Raw genomic sequence first — 18,221 nt, 5'->3', positions numbered from 1 at the left:
CGCTAGACCCCACCTCCGACAAAAAGAGCCCTCCGGGGAACACATCCCCCGGAGGGCCCCCTGCGAAATCGTCAGCGGTGGTCGGAACCGGTTGATTCCACCGCGGCGCGGCCGGCTTCGAGGCGGGCGATCGGTACGCGGAACGGGGAGCAGGAGACGTAGTCGAGGCCTACCTCGTGGAAGAAGTGCACGGAGTCGGGGTCGCCGCCGTGTTCGCCGCAGACGCCGAGTTTGAGGTCGGGGCGGGCGGCGCGGCCTTCTTCGGCGGCGATGCGGACGAGGCGGCCGACGCCGTCGCGGTCGAGGGACTCGAACGGGGAGATGCCGAAGATGCCCAGTTCGAAGTAGCGCCAGAAGAACGCGCCTTCGACGTCGTCGCGGGAGAAGCCCCACGCCATCTGGGTGAGGTCGTTGGTCCCGAACGAGAAGAACGAGGCCGCCGAGGCGATCTGCCCGGCGGTCAGTGCGGCCCGCGGGACTTCGATCATGGTGCCGATCAGTACGTCGACGCCGGAGTCGCCGACCACCTCGTCGATGATGCGGGCGGCCTCGACGCGTACGGTCTCGAGCTCCTGGACGGCACCGACGAGCGGCACCATGATCTCGGGGTGGGGTGTGCCGCCGTCGCGGGCCAGTTCGACGGCGGCTTCGGCGATGGCGCGGACCTGCATGCCGAAAAGTCCGGGAATGACCAGGCCCAGCCGTACGCCTCGCAGCCCGAGCATCGGGTTCTGCTCGTGCATGCGCCGCACCGCGGCCAGCAACTGCTCGTCGTGCTCGTCGGTCTGGCCGCGTTCGTGTTCGACGGCGACCTTGACGGCTAGTTCTTCGAGCGAGGGCAGGAACTCGTGCAACGGAGGGTCGATGAGGCGAATTGTCACGGGAAGTCCGTCCATTTCCCGGAAAATCGCCAAAAAGTCGGCGCGTTGCAACGGCTTCAACGCGTCCAGCGCCGCATCCCGATCCGCATCGGTACGCGCCAGGATCAGCCGCTCGACAAGCGACCGCCGATCCCCCAGGAACATATGCTCGGTCCGGCACAACCCGATCCCTTGCGCCCCAAACCGCCGGGCACGAGCGGAATCTTCCGCATTATCGGCATTTGTCCGCACCCGCAACGCCCGCAGCGAGTCGGCGTGCGTCATCAACTGATCCACCGCACCGACGAGACGAGACGTAGAAGGCGCCAGCGACCCCTCAAAATACTGAACGACCTCCGACGGCCGGACCGGCACCGACCCCGGATACACGCGCCCGGTGGTCCCGTCGATCGACACCACGTCCCCCTCGCGGACCACCTGACCGTCCACCGTGAACTGGTCCCGCCCGACGTCGAGCGCGTCCGCCCCGCACACGCACGTCTTGCCCATCCCCCGCGCCACCACCGCGGCGTGCGACGTCTTCCCGCCACGGCTCGTCAGGATCCCTTGGGCCGCGATCATGCCGGGTAGGTCGTCCGGGTTCGTCTCCCGGCGTACGAGAATGACCTGTTTGCCCTCGTCGGCCAGCTCGACCGCCCGCGCCGAGGTGAACGCGACCTCGCCCGACGCCGCACCCGGTGAGGCCCCGATCCCCGAGGTCAGCGGCCGGGGATCGCCGGATAAGTCGAACCGCGGGAACATCAGCTGCGCGAGCTGGGCGCCGGTCACCCGGTCGAGGGCCTCGTCCAGGTCGATCATGCCTTCCTCGACGAGCTGCGAGGCGATCGTGAAGGCCGCCGCCGCGGTCCGCTTGCCGACCCGGGTCTGCAGCATCCACAGCTTGCCGCGCTCGATCGTGAACTCGATGTCGCACAGGTCGCGGTAGTGCCCCTCCAGCGTCGCCATGATCTGCAGCAGTTCGTCGTACGACTTCTTGTCCAGGCCTTCGAGGTCGGCCAGCCCGATGGTGTTGCGGATGCCGGCGACCACGTCCTCGCCTTGCGCGTTCTGGAGATAATCCCCATATATCCCGCTTTCGCCGGTGGCCGGGTCGCGGGTGAACGCCACGCCGGTCCCGGAGTCCGGCCCGAGGTTGCCGAAGACCATCGCGACCACGTTGACCGCGGTGCCCAGATCGGCGGGGATGCGTTCCTGACGGCGGTACACCACGGCACGTTCGGCGTTCCAGGAGCGGAACACCGCGGCGACGGCGAGATCCATCTGCTCGCGCGGGTCCTGCGGGAACTCCTGCCCGGTGTGCTTCGAGAAGATTTTCTTGTACGCCGTGACGAGTGCCCGAAGATCCTCGGCGTCGAGCTGGACGTCGTCGGTGACCCCCTTCGCCGTCTTGGCCTCGTGCAGCGCGTCCTCGAACTCCTCGCCGGGCACGTCGCAGACGGTCTTGCCGAACATCTGGATGAGCCGCCGGTAGGAGTCCCAGGCGAAGCGGTCGTTGTCGCCGGCCTGGCGGGACAGCCCCGCCACCGACTCGTCGTTGAGGCCCACGTTCAGGACGGTCTCCATCATGCCGGGCATCGAGAACTTGGCCCCGGAGCGCACCGACACCAGCAGCGGGTCGGCCGGGTCGCCGAGCCGGCGGCCCATGGCGCCCTCCAGCGCGGCCAGGTGCTCGTCGATCTCCGCGCCGAGGCCCTCGACCTGTTCGCCGTCGGTGAGGTAACGCTGGCATGCCTGCGTCGTGATGGTGAATCCGGCGGGCACGGGCAACCCGAGGTTGGTCATCTCCGCGAGGTTCGCGCCCTTGCCCCCGAGCAGATCCTTGAGGTCCTTGTTCCCCTCGGCAAAGTCATAGACGTACTTCACGCCAGCCACCCTTCGGGTTTCGATTCAACGACTTGAATTCCTCCTGCCCTGAGATTCGTAAGGCTAAGCGCAGCGTTGCCGAATGGCTATCTCCCCGGGCATCACTGTTCGGTAAGCGCTTTCTTCGCGCAGTTCCGCGCAGCGTGGCCCCCGGGTAGCCTCTGCGTGATGGAAAGCCTGCGCCGGCGGTGCGAGGCTCGGCTGCGCGGCATCCGCATCCCGAGCCCGTTCGACCTGGACGCCTTCTGCGCCGAGCTGGCCGGGCGGCGCGGCCGCCCGCTGCTGCGCCACGCCGTGCCCGGGCTCAGCGCGGACGCCCCGTGCGGGCTGTGGGTCGGCACCGACCGCGCCGATCACGTGTTCTACGACCCGGGCACCTCGCCGCTGCACGCCGAGCACATCGTCCTGCACGAGCTGGCGCACATCCTCAGTGGACATTCCGGCGCCGACGCCGGCCTGTCCTCGCTGTTTCCCGACCTCGACCCGGCCACCGTACGCCGGGTGCTGGGCCGGGTCGGCTACACCACGGCCCAGGAGCGCGAGGCCGAGATGATCGCCTCGCTGATCCGTGGCCGTCCGCCGCGCGTCGCCGCCGGCCGGCTGGCCAGCTCGCTCGGTTTCGACGACTGACGATGGTCCTGACCACGGCGGTTCTGCTGGTGCTGTGGGGCGTGGTGGTCGTCCGGCTGCCCACGCTGTGGCGTGACCGGCGGCAGCGGACGCTGTGGGCGGCGATCCTGTGCCTCGCGCTGGCCCGCACGGCCGCGTTCGATCCGGTCGACGAGCGTCTCGGGGTGCCGACGCTGGCTCATCTGTTCGGGGTGCTGGCCGCGTACTTCCTGCTGCGGTTCATCGCGCTGGCCACCGGCCGCGGTGGCGCGCGCTGGCAACCGGCGCTGGCCCTCGGGGTGCTGGTCGCGCTGGAGGTCCTCGCGGTGGCGGCCGGGGGCATCGACACCCGTCCCGACCTGATCGCGGACGACCTGGGGGCGGCGCACGTCGCGTACTGGGTGATCCTGGAGGCCTATCTGGGCGCCGTGCTGGTCACCGCGTCGAGGCTGTTCGCGTCGGTGGCGCACCAGGCGCCGCCCCGGCTGCCGCGGCTGGGCCTGCGCGCGATGGCGGCCGGAACCGCGCTGGTGGCGCTCTACGCCTCGGTGAAATCAGCGCTGATCATCGCGTACGGGGCTGGGGTGCCGGTCGACTTCACCCGGTTCGAGCCGGTCGCCCGCGTCTTTCAGGGGACGGGACTGCTGCTGGTCCTGCTCGGGCTGCTGGTGCCGGCCACCCGGCGGATCCGGTCGGCGGTACGGGCGTACCGGTCGCTGCTGGTGCTGCGCCCGCTGTGGACCGCCATGCACGACGCGTTCCCCGAGGTCATCCTGTTCTCCCCGCGCCGCGCCGTGATCGAACTGGCCGGGGTCGACGACGTGCACCTGCGCCTCTACCGCCGCGTCATCGAGATCCGCGACGGCATGCTCGCCCTGCGCGGCTTCCTGCCCGCCACGTACGCCCCCCAGGCGTACGGGGAAGCTGGGATGGAAGCGCAAGCGATCGCACTCGCCTTGCACCGCAGGGAGACCGGGGAAGCGCCGAGCGAGACGCCGGGCACGTGGGCGGCGGTCGGGCCGGAGATGGCCGACGAGGTCGCCTGGCTGAGCCTGGTCAGCAGCGCGTTCCGGCGGATCAGTCCGGGCGGCGTTCGGACTCCCACACCTTTCGGATCAGCTCGCTGATCGTGTCGCGGCCGCGGGGCGAGACGTCGGCGGCGCGCATCGCGATCTCGGTGACGCCGGCGTCGCGCAACGTCTGCAGCAGCTCGAGCTGGCCGTCGACGCGGCGGGTCTGCTCGTCGTCCAGGAAATACGCCACCGGGACGCCGAAGTAACGCGCCAACGCCGTCAGGTGCTGGACCGTCGGGTTGTCGCGTTTGCCGGTGCGCAGCTGCCAGATGTAGGTGTGCGAGATCGGCACGCCCTGATCGGTGCGGATCGCCTCGGCCACGGCCATGTAGCTGGGCTCCGTCCGGCCCGCGGCGCGGGCCTGACGGAACAGCCGGTCGAGCTTCTCGGCGATGGAGAAGGCGCCCACCACGCCCGCCTCCTTCTTCGAGCGGCCGACGACGCCCATGAGCAGGGACGCGCAGGTCGCGCGGCCATGCACATCCCCCGATGTCGGGCGTCATAAACTGTGGTTGATGAAACCGGCCTGAGCTTATGGCACCGGCTCGGCCGGGCTCAACCCCCGGTAGGGTCGATTCTCGTGGCGGAGATTGCCGAAGGCCCCGAGGTATCGACCCTGCTCGACGAGTTGACGACGCCGGCCGGCCGCGCCGACCCGTATTCGCGGTATGCGCGGCTGCGCGCGATCGGCCCGGTGCTGCGGGCCGGCGACGGCGCGCTGGTGGTGACGAGGTACGCGGATTGCGCGACGGTGGTGCGTGACTCCCGGTTCGGCCACCCGCCCGCCGGCATGCTCGCGATGCTCGGCCTGGACGACTGGGCCGAGCACCCGTCGCTGTACGCGCTGTTCACCAGCATCCTGACGATGAACCCGCCGGATCACACCCGGTTGCGGCGGCTGGTCAGCTCCACGTTCACGCCCCGGCGGGTGGGTGCGCTGCGCGAGGCGATCGAGGCGAAGGTCGGCGAGCTGCTCGACGCTCTGGGCGACGGCGACGACTTCGTGGCCGGGTTCGCGTTTCCGCTGCCGGTGTTCGTGATCGGTGAGCTGCTCGGGGTGCCCGCCGAGGACCGTCCGCAGTTCCAGGGCCTGGTACGCGACGCGACCCGGGTGACCGACACGATCGACCCGGCGACCCTGGCGGTGGCCGACCCGGCGGCGCGGACGATCCGTGACTATCTGGCCGCTCTGGTCGCGCAGCGTCGCCGCGATCCGCGTGACGATCTGCTCAGCGCGCTGGCAGCGGTCGAGGCGGAGGGTGACCGGCTCAGCGAGGACGAGCTGCTCACGATGGCCGGGCTGCTGTTCATGGCCGGGTTCGAGACGACCACGAACCTGCTGTCCAACGGTCTCGTGGCGCTGACGGACAATCCCGGCGAGGTGCCGGGCCTGCTGGCCGATCCGGTCACCGCGGTCGAGGAGCTCATCCGGTACGACTCCGCGGTGCACCTGGTCAGTCGCGTGGCGTGGGGACCGGTGACGCTGGGCGGGGTGCCGATCGAGCCGGGTGACCGGGTGGTGGCGTACCTGGCGGCGGGAAACCACGACGAGGAACGGTTCAAGAATCCGGGGCGGCTGGATCTGTCCCGGCCGGACAATGCGCCGCTGTCGTTCGGCGGCGGCATCCACTATTGCCTGGGTGCGCCGCTGGCCAGGTTGGAGGCGCAGGTCGCGTTCCCGGCGGTGATGCGGCGTTTCCCCGGCTTACGCCCGGCTTCCGACGGCGTGCAGCGCCGGGACAGCTTGACGATCAAGGGATACCAGAGACTGCCGGTGACCACCGGCTGACACAGTGGAGCGCCGCTGCGAATTCCACGGGGGAAGAACTCGCAACGGCGCACCGCGAACATTAGACGAACTCTGGGCCGCCTGTCTATCCCACCCGCTGCACGACCGAGCCGACAAGTTTCTGCCAGTCGGCGCTGAAGTTCGCCGCCGGGGTCGCGCTGCCGAGCTGATAGATCGCGTACGCGTCGACGAGCACCACGTTGCCGGTCTGCAGGATCGCGACGGCGGTGTCCGCCGTACCCGGGTGTTTGGGCTCGTACTTCTTGTGGCGCAGCACCACGGTGCCGGTCCAGCCGCCCTGGTTGAGCGGCTGCAGGTCGACGGTCTCGGTGTAGGCCGGCTCGGAACGGTCGGCATTGACGACGGCCGGCACCGACAGGTTTTTCTGGCAGCTCTCGGCGAGGCCCTGCAACGCGGCCTGCCCGGCCTGCGCGGCGGTGACGTCGGGGTAGACCAGGGCGGTCTGGTCCAGGGTCTGCGCGCCCTTCTCCCCCTCGTCCACGAAGGAGGCGGCGACGACCTGCCCGCCGGGCGGCACCGGCGGCGCGGTCGTGGTGCCGCCGCAGATGCTGACCAGCTGATTCGCGTTCGGCGTGTCGTCCGGCGGGGTCCAGGTGGGGCCGATCTCGTTGGCCTGCAGCAGCGCCCCGCGCATCGTCGTCACGTCGATCTGCCGGTTCGGATCGGGCGCGTCGTCGTCGCCACCGGACGAACACCCGGCGGCCACGGCCAGCGCACAGGCCGCGGCGGCGGCGACGCGGGTGGCTCGCTCGGTCAGGAACATCGGGCCATAGTGCCAGACGCGAGCCGATCTCCGACGCCGCCCTCGACCGTCTGACCAGGGGTGATGTGGTGGATTCGGAGCGTAGCATCGCGCCGGCCGCCGCTTCGGGTTAGGTTGACCTCCTGGCGATGTGCTTCAGGAGGCCGCATTGACCGCGATCGAGGTTCTGGCGGGCCGGCTCCGCGCGGAACTCGGGGCCGATCAGGTGATCACCGATCGGCAGGAACTCCGGACGTACGAGTGTGACGGCCTCGCCCATTACAAGGTGGTCCCGGCGCTGGTGGCGTTGCCGCACACGGCCGCGCAGGTGGCGTTCGTGGTGCGGGCGTGCGCGTCGTTGTCGGTTCCGTTCGTGGCCCGGGGCTCCGGGACCGGGTTGTCCGGCGGGGCTCTCCCGCACGCGGACGGGGTGCTGATCGTGACGTCCCAGATGCGGAAAATTCGGGAAATTTCGCCAGAAAATGAGCGAGCCGTGGTGGAGCCCGGCGTGATCAACCTGCACGTCACGAAGGCCGCCGCCCCGACCGGCTACTACTACGCCCCCGACCCGTCCAGCCAGCAGATCTGCTCGATCGGCGGCAACGTCGCGGAGAACTCCGGCGGCGCCCACTGTCTCAAGTACGGGTTCACCACCAACCACGTCACCGGCCTGCAGGTGGTGACCCCCGACGGCGACCTGGTACGCCTCGGCGGCCCGGCGCTCGACCCGCCCGGCTACGACCTGCTCGGCGCGTTCGTCGGCTCCGAGGGCACGCTCGGCATCGCCACCGAGGTCACCGTCAAACTGACCCGCCTGCCGGAGACCGTCCGCACGCTGCTGGCCGCCTTCCACGGCGTCGACCAGGCCGGCGCGGCCACCTCGGCGATCATCGGCGCGGGCGTGGTGCCGGCCGCGATCGAGATGATGGACGCCCTGGCCATCGAGGCGGCCGAGGCGGCGGTGCACTGCGAGTACCCGGCCGGTGCCGCCGCCGTGCTGGTGGTCGAGCTGGACGGCCCGGCCGCCGAGGTCGAAGCCCAGTTCGAGCAGGTCACCGCGCTGTGCTCGGCCCACGACGCCTTCGAGATCCGGGTCGCCGCCGACGACGTCGAACGCGCGCTGATCTGGAAGGGCCGCAAGTCCGCGTTCGCCGCGGTCGGGCGGATCAGCCCCGACTACATCGTGCAGGACGGGGTGATCCCGCGGACCGCGCTGCCCTCGGTGCTGCGGCGCATCGACGAGCTGGCCTCCTCGCACGGTGTCCGGGTCGCGAACGTGTTCCACGCCGGCGACGGCAACCTGCATCCGCTCGTGCTGTTCGACGACGACGTGCCCGGCCAGGCCGAACGCGCCGAGGAGGCATCCGGCGCGATCATCGACCTGTGCATCGAGTACGGCGGGTCCATCACCGGGGAACACGGCGTCGGCGCGGATAAAGCGAAATACATGCCACGCATGTTCACCGACGACGACCTCGACACGATGCAGCTGGTCCGGTGCGCGTTCGACCCGGCCGGCCTGGCCAACCCCGGCAAGATCTTCCCGACCCCCCGGCTGTGCGGCGAACGGCCCGGACGACATCGGGGCGCGCACCCGCTGCAGGAGGCCGGCGTCGCGGAGGTCTTCTGATGGCGACGCTTGACGGCCCGGCGGCGGGGGCCTTGCTGATGACACGCTTGACGGCCGGCGGAGGCCCTGCTGATGACGACGCTTGATGAGCTCACCCGGCCCGCCGGCGACGACGACGTGGTGGCCGGGGTGGCGGCGCGGCTGGTCGCGGCGCCGGCGTCCACCGAGGAGGCGGCCGCGCTGATCGCCGCGACCGGCGACATGACCGTGGTGGTGCGCGGCGCCGGCACGAAAATCAACTGGGCTCCCCCACCACGCACCCTCGACCTGATCATCGACACGCACCGGCTCACCGGGGTGGTCGAACACGCCGCCGGCGACCTGATCACGGTGGTGCGGGCCGGGACTCCGCTGTCCGAGATCGACCTCGGGGATCAGGTGCTGGCGCTGGACGGCCCGGACGGGAGCACGGTCGGCGGGACGGTCGCGGTCAACACCAGCGGCCCAAGGCGCATGCACTACGGCACCGCGCGGGACCTGCTGATCGGCATCACCGTGGTACGGCCGGACGGGAAGATCGCGCACTCCGGCGGCAAGGTCGTCAAGAACGTGGCGGGCTACGACCTGGGCAAGCTGTTCACCGGCTCGTACGGGACACTCGGGCTGATCACCGAATGCGCCTTCCGCCTGCATCCCCGGCCACCCTTCTCCCGGTACGCCCGTTCCCCGGCCCCCGTGACCTCGGTGGCGGCGGTGCTCGCGGCTCAGGTCGCTCCGACGGCCATCGAAGTGGACTCCGCCTCGGGTGACCTCGTGGTGCTGTTGGAGGGGACTGCTCAGGGCGTACGGGATCGGGCCGCAAGGGTGGAAAAAGCCATCGGCGGCGACATCACCGAATCCGCGCCCGAATGGTGGGGCCGCTACCCGTGGAAGCCCGGCGGCATCGGCATGAAACTGTCCGTGCCGATCTCCAAAGTGGCCGCTCTGCTCGAGGGCGATCATGTCGTCCGGGGATCGGCCGGGACCGGGGTGCTCTACGCGGCCGCCCGCGACATCTCCGAGGTCGAGCTGCTGCGCGCGACGTGCGTACGGGCCGGCGGGCACGCTGTTGTCCTCACCGCCCCTTCCGACGTGCGGGACATCTTGGACATGTGGGGGCCGGTTCCCGGTCTCGCGCTGATGCGCCGGATCAAGGACCAGTTCGACCCTTCGCACCGCTTCGCACCCGGCCGATTCGTGGGAGGGATCTGATGGTCGACGCCACCTGGGGAACCGGTGAGCCGCCCCGCGACGTGCTCGGCCCGGTACGCGGCGAGCCCGCCTTCGACGCCGACCACCCACCGCGGGCCGACCTGATCGCCGACTGCGTACACTGTGGTTTCTGCCTGACGACCTGCCCCACGTACGTGCTGTGGGGCGCCGAGGCCGACTCGCCGCGCGGGCGCATCTACCTGATGAACTCGGGCCTCGGCGGCGAACCGCTCAGCGACTCGATGGTGCAGCATTACGACCGCTGCCTCGGGTGCATGGCGTGCGTGACGGCGTGCCCGTCCGGCGTGCAGTACGACCGGCTCATCGAGGACACGCGCGCCCAGGTCGAAAGACGCCATTCCCGTACGCCTCGCGACCGTGCCCTGCGCGCCGCGATCTTCGCCCTGTTCCCGTACCCGCGGCGGCTGCGGCTTCTGCGGGGGCCACTACGGGCGTACCAGAAATCGGGTCTGCAGGATCTTGTCGGCCGCAGCGGCCTGCTACGCCGGATGGCACCCAGCCTCGCCGCCATGGAGTCGCTGGCCCCGCGCCTGCGCAAGGTGCCACGCCCGCCCAAACGGGTCGCCGCCCGCGGCCGTCGCCGGGCCGTCGTGGGCATGCTGACCGGGTGCGTGCAGAGCGCGTTCTTCCCCGAGGTCAACTCCGCGACCGTACGGGTGCTGGCCGCCGAGGGCTGCGACGTTCTGATTCCGCCCAGCCAGGGGTGTTGCGGCGCGCTGAGCGTCCACAACGGCCGCAAGGCCGAGGCGCAGAAGTTCGCACGACGGCTGATCGACACCTTCGAGAAGCTGGCGATGGACTATTTCGTGGTCAACGCCGCGGGCTGCGGGTCGTCGCTGAAGGAGTACGACGTGCTGCTGGCCGACGACCCGGTTTATGCGGCGCGGGCGGCGGCCTTCACGGCAAAGGTCCGCGACCTGGCCGAGCTGCTGGCCGAGCTGGGGCCGGTGGCCGTGCGGCATCCGCTGCCCCTGTCGGTGGCCTATCACGACGCGTGCCATCTCGGGCACGCGCAGGGGGTGCGGACCCAACCCCGTGCCTTGCTGGCGGGGATCCCCGAGCTGAAGCTTTCCGAGATAGCCGACCCGGAGCTGTGCTGCGGCTCGGCAGGCATCTGGAACGTGCTGAACCCGGAGCCGGCGGCCGAGCTGGGCGACCGGAAGGCGCGAAATGTCCTGGATACGGGAGCTGACCTGCTGGTGACCGCGAATCCGGGGTGCCTGATGCAGGTGGCGTCCGCGATGCAGCGGCAGGGCGCCGCGATGGCGATGGCCCACACGGCCCAGGTCCTGGACGCCTCGATCCGCAACCTCGGCACCGACGGACTACTCAGTCCCTGACTCGTCTTGCATCAACCGAGGCGGAGGATTACCGGAACACCGGTGCGCCCGGGATAACGTCGCACCATGAACGAATGGCGGCGGCCGCGGGAGACCGCCGAGCACGAGCCGAGCGGCACGGATCCGACCGCGGCACCGGCGATGCCACGCGACAACGTCACGGCGCCGTGGCAGTGGCAGCCCTTCGCAGCGATCAATCGGCGGATGTCGTTGGTTCTGGCCAAGTCCGCGTTCACCGATGCTCTGAATACGCTGTTTGTTTCGACGCCGGTGGACGACCTCCTTTTGTATTACCCCGGACCTGGGTTGCGGCCCTTCACCCTGGACATCAGCTGGCCGTCCGACGGCATCACGATCTGGGCCGACCCCACCACAATCGCTCAGCTCGACTCAGATCCGGCTTGGCCGATTCGCTCGTGCCATCCGGCATGCCTCACGTTGCTGACCGCCGGTTGTCGCTGGCAGCCACCCGAGCCGCCCACCTCGAGTCCCACCGATCAAAGCTTGTTCGCCGCCGTGTCCCACGTGCGGCATCGCATGGTCGGGGCAGCACAGCCGCGGCTGGACGTCATTGCCGTCTTGATCCGGGACGGGCGTGTCGGGGATGTCCTGCATCGCTGGACGTTCACGCTGGCCGCCATCGTCCGCCTGTTCGTCGCCCGGCTCGTCGACCTGCTGCTGGCGATGGCCAGTCAGGCCAGTCTTCTCGAGCACGGGCGTGCCGCCGCCGCGCGACCGCGCGGGCGCGTCGTGCAAACCCCCGTGGTTCCCCGTGGCCCTGGTTCGGCACAGCAACTGCGTGTCGTTGCTGGCCTGCGGGAACTCGGACGTGCACCGGGCCTCCCGTCCATCCTGGGAGACCACCGTGCACATCTCGTCCCTGCTGGCGTCGGCTGATCCGACGCCGCTCATCTGGGCCTTCGCGTCCCTGGTCGGCGCCGTCGCGGCGGCCTATTTGATCAACACGATCGCCGGCCTCGGAACCGGCGTACGCGGAAGGCACGCGCGGTCACAGGTGCGGTTCACCCATCGGTCGATCTGCCAAATCGTCGCCTCCCTATTCGGACGCCACCCTCGCCCACGTCGGCGGAACCGATGAGCCGGCCCCCGCAGTGCCCGCGGGTGATCGCATTGCGCATCCTGGCGGATCTGCGCCTTGGGACCAGCTACCGTCAGATCTGCGCGAGCCTGAACGCCGACCGGGTCCCGACCCCGGGTGGGTCCCGGCGCTGGTATCCGTCGCACCTGTCCCGTTTGCGGCACACGACCTGGTTCCACGAATTGGAGAAGACGGGCAACACCACCCTGCTGCTGAGCCGTACCCGGGCAGGTACGTCCCATTGAGCCCGCGGGGACCTGCATGTCCAGGCAACGTCAATGGGAAGGGTCCGGCGCGACGAGGCCGGCTCGTTGGGCGATCGCGGCGGCCTGGGCGCGGTTGGTGGCGCCGAGCTTGGTCAGGATGTGGGTGACGTGGACGCTGGCGGTCTTGTTGCTCATGAACAGGCGGGCGCCGATCTGCGTGTTGGTCAGGCCCTCCGCGATCAGGTTGAGGACCGCGGTCTCACGAGGGGTCAGCCCGTACGCGACGGGCTGCTCCCGTTCGGTGACAACCGGGGCGAGCACGTCGAGGCGGGCCAGGCGCGCCAGGGAGCGGATCTCGGTCAGCAGCGGCGCGTGGTTGTGGGCTGCCTGTGCCGCTTCGCGCAGGCAGTCGCGGGCCGGCGACCGGTGCCCGGCGATGAGCAGGGCCTCGGCTTGGCGCCATTGGGCGTACGCGACGCGGTGCGGGCGGTTCAGGAGGGTCCAGGCGCCGGGATCGGATGCTCCGGCGACGCGGGTGAGTTCGGCGTTCCAGGTGGCGCCCTCCGCGGCCGCGGTCGCGTAGAACGGGTGCGCGGCGAACGGGTCCCGCTTCAGCGCTTGGTGGGCGCGCCGGAGTTCTTGGACGGAATGCTGAGCCAGCCGGTCGGCGGCGGGGTCGTGTTGTGCGCGGGCGGTTTCGGCGATGTCGGCGCAGGCCCGCATGGCCGTGGTGAGGATGGCGGCGGTGAAGCGGCGATACTCGCCGTCGTCCACCTTGGGCAGCGAATGCAGGATGCGGCTCAACGCCTCCCGCGGCCGATGCGCCCAGAGGTCGATCCCGCCCCGGTCGACGAGGTTGCCGCCGTAGAAGAGGTTCTTGGGATGGGTCACCGCCTCGACGGCCGCCCAGCGGGCGGAAGCGGCCGCGACGTCGCCGGACAGCATGTCCAGGATCGCCCTGATCATGTGGTCGTACGAGGCACCGGAGGTCGGAACGCCGTCCGTCGCGGCGAGGATCACCGCCTCGGCCTCCGCGTGCCGGCCCAGCTCGGCCAGCGCTTCGAAAAGGTCGCACCGCAGAAGTTGGGTGACGGCGGCTTGGTCCAGCCCGTCCCGGTGGGCCGCGTCGATTGCCGATCGCGCCGAGGCGGCGGACTCCTCCAGACGGCCGAGCACCAGCAATGTCTCGGCGCGTTCCTGGGCGACCCAGGGCGTGGCCGGGTGACGCTCGTGGCGTTCGAGCATGGCTTCGATCTCACCGAGTTTGGCCGAGCCGGCGTCGACGTCACCGGCGTCGAGCAGCAGCCAGGCCAGCAGGCACAGGTTCGAGACCTCGCTGCTGACCGGCACCTCCGAGCGGCAGGCGTCGAAGGCTTGATCCAGGTAGTGGCGGGCGTCGTCGTCGCGCCCCAGCTCCCACAGTGCGCCGCCATAGGAGAGAAAAACGACAGCGTGCTCCATGCGTACGGGGAAGTCGGTCAGCAGTTGCATGGCGACGTCGAACGCTGCGAGTCCGGCGCCGTTCTCATCGAGCTCGCGATAGAAACCCATCCGCTCGTACAGCAGGGCCCGTCGTCGCGGATCGGTCTCCGGCGGCAACGTGCGGACGGCTTCCTCGGCCAGCGGCAGAGCCCGCTTGGTGTCACCGCACCGGTCGAGGGCGGCGAGCGCGTTCAGGTACGAGGTGATCAGGTCGGCTCCGGCCGGCCGGGTCGCGGCCGGCACGCGCGGCCACAGGGCGATCAGCCGCTCCCAGTGGGTCGCGGCCTCCCGGTGGGCGTAGATCCGCTCGGCATCCGTCGCGGCGGCCAGCCGCCACGGCATCTCCGCTGTCGTCTCGCCAGCGGCCGCCCAGTGCTCGGCGACCTCGCCGGGACCGTCCGCGGCAGCATGCGCGGTCAACCCCCGCGCGACGGCGGCATGGCGCTCCCGCCGGTCGCCGGCCAGCAGGTCGGCGGCGATGGCTTCGCCGACCAGCGCGTGCCGCAGCCGGTATCGGCCGTCGGGGCCGGGCCGGTCGATCAGCCGGGCGTCGACAAGCTCGCGTACCGCGGCACTCAACCGACGTCCGATCAGGCCGGTTATCGAGGCCAGCAGCGTGTCGTCGAGTCCGCGGCCGGCCACGGCGAGCGCGGTGAGCACCTCGCGGCCGTCGTCGCCGACGGTCTCGACCCGGGAGATCAGTAACTGTGCGAGGGCGCTCGGCAGCCCGACGCCGCGCTGCGGTGCGGCCTCGTCGCGGGTGCCGGCGACGACGAGTTGCTCGGTGAAGAAGGCGTTACCTTCGGCGCGCCGGAACACCTCGTCGACGAACGGTGCGGGCGCCGCCGCACCCAGCAGACCACCGACTTGCTCGGCGACCTCCGGATAAGACAGGCGGCCCAGCGCCAGCCGCACCACCGCGGTCTGCCGGGCGACCTCGGCGAACCACTGATCTCGTTTCGCGTCGGCGTCCTCCTCCCGGCACGTCATTACCAGCCGGATGGCGCCGTCCACCGTCAGATAGGACAGGAAGTCCAGCGTCGTGGCGTCGGCCCAATGCACGTCCTCGACCAATAGCGCACAGGGGCGCTCCGCCGTCAGCGCGACCACCAGATCGCATAACGCGGCGAACAGCCGGCCCCGTTCCCAGCCCTGGACCGGGCCCGGTGCGATCGCCTCCGCGGCCGTACCCCAGGTCGGCAGCAGCCGGGTCAGTTCGGCACGCACGTACGGGGGACATCGATCCAGCACGGCCGGGCCCAGCGGTCGCAGAGCCTCGGTGAGCGGGAGAAACGGCACCCGCTCGGACATCGGCAGGCAATGCCCGACGAGCACCGTCACGCCGGCGGCGGTGGCGTGACCGATGGCCTCGGTGACCAGGCGGGTCTTGCCCACGCCGGCCTCGCCGACCAGCAGTAACGCGCTCGGCCCGGATCCCGCGACGAGCGCGTCCGTCACCAGCGCCAGTTCTCTGCGACGACCCACCAAGGGCAACGCCCGAGCCATGCCCACCAGCAGATCAGAGCGGCAGACCACCGTCAAACGGATGATCCGCCATATTTGGCCCACTCGGTTAAGGCACGCCAAGCCGGTCTAAGGCGGCGGCCGGGTAATCGCTGCGTGGGTGCCCGATCCGATACCTGACGCCTAGCCACACCCTCGGAACAACGGCAAAGCCTGATGAGGAGACGACCATGCCGATCCGAACTCGAGTAGCCCACGTAGCCGTCACCGCTGTGATCGCTTCGCTGTCCTTCGGCGCGCTACCGGCGAATGCCGGCCCGGCCAACGAACCGGCTGATCAGACCTGTGCCAGGGTCGACGCTTTGGCGCTGCGCTTCCGCACCGCCGGATTCTCGGACCAGGCGGCCGAGAACTTCGCCGTCCTCACCCGAAGCAGCTGCGCCGGCGACGTCTGAAGGCCGTGGCGCGTCACAGCGAGACTACCGAGCCGGGCTCGCACCGATCCGGGTGTCGAGCCGGTCGGGCAGCGGGTAGACCTCTTCGCGCGGGAGCTGGGCTGCCGCCGCCTGGTGGTCACCGGCCGCCAGCAGGTCGCGGATGCGAGCGACGGCCGGGGTGATGTCGTTGATCGCGACCGTCCATTCGTCGACGTACCGGTCGACTGCCTCGCCGGAGAGCCCCAATTGCAGCGACCGATACGGCAACGCCTGCAACCGCAACGAGCGTTCCGGGTCCCATTGCACGCGCACCGGGCTGCTCTTGAGCCGTCGTGACCAGTCCGCTCTGCTCGCGTCCATGTCGCGGTCGTAGTGGCTCAGGCAGGCCCGGGCGAGCGCCCACTCGAAACCGGCCCGTGTGATCTCCACGGCCAGCACGTGTTCCTGCCCCGGCTTCGTGGCCCAACCACACCGGTACATCATCCAGAGGAAGGACGGCTTGATCCACGTCATCCGATCACGCTGGAACGGGTCCACGAACCGGCCCGCGGCGACCGCCGGCGTCGCGATCCGCGGCGAGTACGCCTGGTAGACAGTGATGGTGTCGGCCGTGTACTGGGCACGGACCTGGCGGGCGGGAACGGACACGCCGCTGATCCTCGCCCAGACGGCCGGACCGGTCCACCGAAATTCGGCACGCGCGGGTTGCCGTCAGAACTCGGCGGCGGCGAGGCCGTTCGCGTGGGCGAAGAGCACCAGCTGGACCCGGTCGCGGGCGCCGACCTTGGCCAGGACGCGGCCGAGGTGGCTCTTTACGGTCGCCTCGGTCACCACCAGGTCGTCGGCGATCTCGCCGTTCGTGCGGCCGCGCGCGACCAGGACGAGCACCTCACGCTCGCGCCGGGTCAGCGTGCCGAGGTCCTAAGCCGAGTCAGTGGCCGTAGGCGAGTCAGCGATCTGACCGCCGTCCGTCCGCCAGCCCTCCGCCACCCCTCGAAATATCCGACATTCCCGATATTTATTGGATTGGCTGGATCGCTGGGCAGGCGGGCTCGGCGCGCAGCCGCGCCGGCGCTTCCATTCCGTGAGACAGGCGACCGCCTGCTGAGACCCGCGTCCGCATCATGGACCCACCGTCCACGATGCGGGACTATCGTCCATTATGGAGAATACCTTTGTCACATAACGAGGCTTTCGCCCGGCAGGTTTCTCCGGCCGAATGTGAACCTTGGAGAGTTATGGCTCGTATGTGGGCGCAACTCTCCAAGGTTCACAAAAATCCACGATGTGACCGCAGTGTCCACATAGCGGGACCGCCCGGCCGCGAACGGATCACCACAGCGCCTCAGCTCTGGTACCACCACAGTCAGGACTTACTCGTCTAGTTGGAACCTGGGCCTGCCGACCGATCCCGCCGTGCCGCGAATCTTGATCGGGAGCGGAGATCCAGTCGGAGAACAGACTGCGAGGATCAGGTCCCGTACGCGTGCGGCCCCGGCTCACCCGCAGGTGGCGGCTCGGGTCGCGGTTGGACCGCCAGCGCGGAGGCGAGGGCGTTCTGGGTGTGGGTGACCCGTGGCCGCAGCAGCGTCCAGTCGTTTCCGACGGCCATCGCCTCGTTCTCGCTGTCCACGGCCACGATCAGCTCCTGGAGCAGGCCGCTGATCCGCAGTGACCAGTTCCGCCGGGTCTCGCCCGAGGCCCGCTCGGTCAGCGCGTTCCAGCGGGCCACGAGATCATCCATGGCGGTGCGTACCGGGGGCCACGCCAACCCGCGCTGACTGGCATTGTTGGTGCTCAGCACCGGCGGCAGCCGCGTCGCGGTGACGGCACGGGTCTCCGACTCCAGCGCCCGGGCCTCGGTGTCCCAGGCCGACCGGCGCTGCGACCGGTAGACGAACAGCCCGCCGATGACCAGCGCGACGATGAACGCGATCAGCAGAAGCCACGCCAGCGGCCCCCAGGTGCCGGATTCCGAGGCGACGGCCGCGACGGAGGGGGTTGTGGGCTGCGCGGCCGTGGTCGTCTGCGTGGGCTCGGCCGGTGCGACCTCGGTCGTGGTCGTCGTGGTGCCGGCCGGTTCGGTGGTCCGCGTCGGCAGGGTTCGCGTGGCAGGGGTCGATGTCGGCGATGGGGTGGGCTTGGTGGTCCGTTCGGGCTCCGGCGTCTCGGTGGGTTCCGCCTCCGTCTCCGTCTGCGCCGCGCCGGAGGCGGGACGCTCGAACGACCGTTCCGAGGATCGGCCCGAAGGCAGGCTCGACGGGTTTTCGCCGGTCCCGTCGCACGCGGCCAACCCGAAGGAAGCGCCTATCAGGAGCCCGGCCAGAACGGCGGTGCTCACTCGTTGATGCGTGCGCGAGGATCCCATGCGTG

General features: G+C 70.2%; 16 protein-coding genes. 9 read left to right on the top strand and 7 right to left on the bottom strand.

Going from position 1 to position 18,221, the window contains the following annotated elements:
• Positions 1-71 precede the first annotated feature (71 nt).
• On the bottom strand, positions 72-2,744 hold the full coding sequence (gene ppdK, locus HH310_RS26435; RefSeq protein WP_312034328.1) for a pyruvate, phosphate dikinase: 2,673 nt from the start codon (positions 2,742-2,744) through the stop codon (positions 72-74).
• 168 nt (positions 2,745-2,912) lie between these two features.
• On the opposite strand from ppdK, the gene HH310_RS26430 reads away from it, so the two are divergent.
• On the top strand, positions 2,913-3,374 hold the full coding sequence (locus tag HH310_RS26430) for a hypothetical protein (RefSeq protein ID WP_248294437.1): 462 nt from the start codon (positions 2,913-2,915) through the stop codon (positions 3,372-3,374).
• A 2-nt stretch (positions 3,375-3,376) separates the two neighbouring features.
• Positions 3,377-4,480, top strand: a complete 1,104-nt coding sequence (locus tag HH310_RS26425; RefSeq protein ID WP_169178358.1) for an MAB_1171c family putative transporter — start codon at positions 3,377-3,379, stop codon at positions 4,478-4,480.
• Here HH310_RS26425 and HH310_RS26420 read toward each other — a convergent pair.
• The gene (locus HH310_RS26420; RefSeq protein WP_312034327.1) at positions 4,431-4,907 is read right to left on the bottom strand and encodes a helix-turn-helix domain-containing protein; all 477 of its coding nucleotides are present in this window, start codon (positions 4,905-4,907) and stop codon (positions 4,431-4,433) included. The two genes, HH310_RS26425 and HH310_RS26420, sit on opposite strands and share 50 nt — an antisense overlap.
• Before the next feature lie 99 nt (positions 4,908-5,006).
• On the opposite strand from HH310_RS26420, the gene HH310_RS26415 reads away from it, so the two are divergent.
• A complete protein-coding gene (locus HH310_RS26415; RefSeq protein WP_169178357.1) occupies positions 5,007-6,215 on the top strand; it encodes a cytochrome P450 in 1,209 nt (402 codons plus the stop codon).
• 85 nt (positions 6,216-6,300) lie between these two features.
• Here HH310_RS26415 and HH310_RS26410 read toward each other — a convergent pair whose 3' ends face one another.
• Positions 6,301-6,999 (bottom strand): hypothetical protein, encoded by a 699-nt coding sequence (locus HH310_RS26410; RefSeq protein WP_169178356.1) that lies wholly within the window; start codon positions 6,997-6,999, stop codon positions 6,301-6,303.
• 148 nt (positions 7,000-7,147) lie between these two features.
• Between HH310_RS26410 and HH310_RS26405 the strand changes: the two genes are divergently transcribed.
• From HH310_RS26405 to HH310_RS26385, 5 genes are all read left to right on the top strand, one after another.
• Positions 7,148-8,608: an FAD-linked oxidase C-terminal domain-containing protein gene (locus tag HH310_RS26405; protein WP_169178355.1), complete on the top strand. Its 1,461-nt coding sequence runs from the start codon at positions 7,148-7,150 to the stop codon at positions 8,606-8,608.
• Between the two features lie 72 nt (positions 8,609-8,680).
• Positions 8,681-9,799, top strand: a complete 1,119-nt coding sequence (locus HH310_RS26400; RefSeq protein WP_169178354.1) for an FAD-binding oxidoreductase — start codon at positions 8,681-8,683, stop codon at positions 9,797-9,799.
• On the top strand, positions 9,799-11,160 hold the full coding sequence (locus HH310_RS26395) for a (Fe-S)-binding protein (protein WP_169178353.1): 1,362 nt from the start codon (positions 9,799-9,801) through the stop codon (positions 11,158-11,160). Before HH310_RS26400 ends, HH310_RS26395 begins: the two co-directional genes overlap by 1 nt.
• 66 nt (positions 11,161-11,226) lie before the next feature.
• Entirely contained in the window at positions 11,227-12,057 is an 831-nt protein-coding gene (locus HH310_RS26390) for a hypothetical protein (RefSeq protein WP_169178352.1), read from the top strand.
• A 198-nt stretch (positions 12,058-12,255) separates the two neighbouring features.
• Entirely contained in the window at positions 12,256-12,504 is a 249-nt protein-coding gene (locus HH310_RS26385; RefSeq protein WP_169178351.1) for a recombinase family protein, read from the top strand.
• A gap of 30 nt (positions 12,505-12,534) precedes the next feature.
• On the opposite strand, the gene HH310_RS26380 is transcribed toward HH310_RS26385, so the two are convergent.
• Positions 12,535-15,453: an AAA family ATPase gene (locus HH310_RS26380; RefSeq protein WP_169178350.1), complete on the bottom strand. Its 2,919-nt coding sequence runs from the start codon at positions 15,451-15,453 to the stop codon at positions 12,535-12,537.
• Positions 15,454-15,641: 188 nt separating this feature from the next.
• Here HH310_RS26380 and HH310_RS26375 point away from each other — a divergent pair, with 188 nt between their 5' ends.
• Positions 15,642-15,866: a hypothetical protein gene (locus HH310_RS26375; protein WP_169178349.1), complete on the top strand. Its 225-nt coding sequence runs from the start codon at positions 15,642-15,644 to the stop codon at positions 15,864-15,866.
• A gap of 24 nt (positions 15,867-15,890) precedes the next feature.
• On the opposite strand, the gene HH310_RS26370 is transcribed toward HH310_RS26375, so the two are convergent.
• The 3 genes from HH310_RS26370 to HH310_RS26360 form a co-directional block, all read right to left on the bottom strand.
• Positions 15,891-16,496, bottom strand: a complete 606-nt coding sequence (locus HH310_RS26370; protein ID WP_169178348.1) for a DUF4291 domain-containing protein — start codon at positions 16,494-16,496, stop codon at positions 15,891-15,893.
• Between the two features lie 63 nt (positions 16,497-16,559).
• Positions 16,560-16,757 carry a helix-turn-helix transcriptional regulator gene (locus HH310_RS26365; protein WP_169178443.1) on the bottom strand — a complete coding sequence of 66 codons (198 nt, stop codon included), beginning with the start codon at positions 16,755-16,757 and terminating at the stop codon, positions 16,560-16,562.
• A 562-nt stretch (positions 16,758-17,319) separates the two neighbouring features.
• Positions 17,320-18,189, bottom strand: a complete 870-nt coding sequence (locus tag HH310_RS26360; RefSeq protein ID WP_169178347.1) for a hypothetical protein — start codon at positions 18,187-18,189, stop codon at positions 17,320-17,322.
• Positions 18,190-18,221: the final 32 nt, after the last annotated feature.

The sequence above is a fragment of the Actinoplanes sp. TBRC 11911 genome (genome assembly GCF_012933445.1).
Taxonomy (GTDB): domain Bacteria; phylum Actinomycetota; class Actinomycetes; order Mycobacteriales; family Micromonosporaceae; genus Actinoplanes.
This window is presented reverse-complemented; position numbering and strand designations above follow the sequence as displayed.